Source organism: Dietzia sp. E1, assembly GCF_014145015.1.
Classification (GTDB): Bacteria; Actinomycetota; Actinomycetes; order Mycobacteriales; family Mycobacteriaceae; genus Dietzia; species Dietzia cinnamea_A.
In genome coordinates this window covers 1-1914 of record NZ_JAALDU010000175.1, presented here as the reverse complement: position 1 = coordinate 1914, position 1914 = coordinate 1, and the positions used below count along the sequence as shown (strand labels likewise).

General features: G+C 72.9%; 1 protein-coding gene. It reads right to left on the bottom strand.

Going from position 1 to position 1914, the window contains the following annotated elements:
- Positions 1-148: 148 nt before the first annotated feature.
- On the bottom strand, positions 149-1914 hold a 1766-nt coding region (locus G6030_RS07175), incomplete at its 5' end, for an alpha/beta hydrolase-fold protein (RefSeq protein ID WP_182642651.1).

The following is a 1914-nucleotide window of genomic DNA, read 5'->3' as shown; positions in this document are numbered from 1 at the left end:
CGGGAGGCGCCGGCGGAGCCGCCGCCCGGCGGCGGGGCGAGCGTCTCGGAGTCCGGTACGCCGGAGACCGTCGAGTCCCCTCCGCCGCACGCGGTGAGCATCCCGCCGGCGACGAGCAGGGCGGCGCCGAGCGAGAGCGCGCGGGTCCTCACGAGATCTCCGCCCGGCCGCCGGACACGGCGATCCGACCGCCCTCGAACTCCATCACCTGGCCGCCGGAGGTGTTGCGCAGCGGGCCGGTCGGGTAGCCGAGCCGGCCGCGCTCGTAGTCGACCGTGCCCCAGGCGTCGAACACCGGGCCGCGGGGGACGACGTGGGCGCCGGTGCGCGGCGACCAGTAGATCGCGCCACCCTGGAACCGGCTGAACGCGCCGCGCCGGGTGTCGAGCGCGATCTCGTCGGTCACGGGGTAGCCGAGCTCGGAGTTCTCCGCCCCAGCCTCACGGTAGGCCTTGAGGATGTCCCCCTCCACGACCTTGGGCCCCGTCTCCTCCGACCAGTAGACCGTCCCTCCCTGGAAGCCCTGGACGACGCCCGGCTTGTTGGGGTTGGTGATCTCGTCGGTGGTCGGGTACCCGAGGTCTCCGCGCTCCGCGCCGCGCTCCTGCCACATCGCCCGGATGCCGCCGCGGACGGCGTGCGCGCCGGTGGAGGGCGACCAGTAGATGACGCCGTTCTGGAAGGTGGAGAACCGGCCGCGCCCGTCCGGGGTGGTCGTCTCCCCGGACGTCGGCAGCCCGAGCACGCCGTCGGGTCCGCCCTCGGCCTGGTAGGCCGCGCCGATGGCCCCGAGGACGGAGTGGGCCCCGGTGGCCTGCGACCAGAACACGCGGCCGAAGCGGAAGTCGGTGGCCTTGCCGCCGCGGACGTCGTACTCGCCGGTGAGGCACGGCCCGAGCCCGGGCTGACGCTCGGCCACGCGGGCGATCTCTCCCTCCGCCGCGCACGGCTCCTCGACGTTCTCGATGCCCACCGCGGAGGCGAACTGCGGCCACGCCTGGGTCATCTCGAACTGCCAGTACGGCCACGTGTGGGTACCGGACGGGCGGAAGTTCGCGGTGACCTCGACGCCCTCGGCACGCGCCTTGTTGACGAAGGTCTGGGTGGTCATCCGCGAGAGCAGCTCGAGACCGTAGCCGGGGAAGTTGGTGGGGATGTCCGGCAGTCCGGACGGCTGGTCCCACGGTCCGGTGTTGCCGCTGCCCGCGGAGACGTAGACGCTCTGCCCGCGCATCTTCTCGGTGTGGAGCTTGGGGTCCTGCTCCTGCCACCGTTCCGAGCCGAGCGGCCCCCACATGTTCTCGGCCGGGTAGCCGCCGGCGTCCTGCATGGCCACCTTGATGGCCTCGGGCATGCCGAAGCTGGTGGTGTCGAGGAAGCCGGAGTAGCTGGCCGCGAACTGGAAGTGCTCGGGGTAGCGCTGGGCGAGCATCATGGCGGCGGTACCACCCATGGACAGCCCGGCCACGCCGTGCTTGTCGCCGACGCGCCAGTCACGCGCCAGCAGCGGGGGCAGCTCCTGCATGAGGAACGTCTCCCACTGGTAGGCCGCGCCCTTCGCGTCGGAGACCCAGTCGGTGTAGAAGCTCGACTCGCCGCCGACCGGCAGGATGACGACCGCGTTCTTGGCGTCGAAGAACTGGGAGATCTTGGTCTCGAGCGTCCAGCCGCTCGCGTCGTCGCGGGCACGCAGCCCGTCGAGCAGCAGCAGGGACGGGTAGGTGCGGCCGGGGTCGGCGTTCCACTGGGCGGGCAGCATCAGCTGCACCTGCACGGCCTGCTCCATGGCCGGGGACTGCACCCACAGGGCCACGCGGTTGGCCGACTTCCACTCGACCTTGTCCAGACGCACGCCGGAGGGCGGCGCCGCGGGCACGCGCAGGCTCGGCGCGTCGGGCGCGCCCGCCGGGTCCG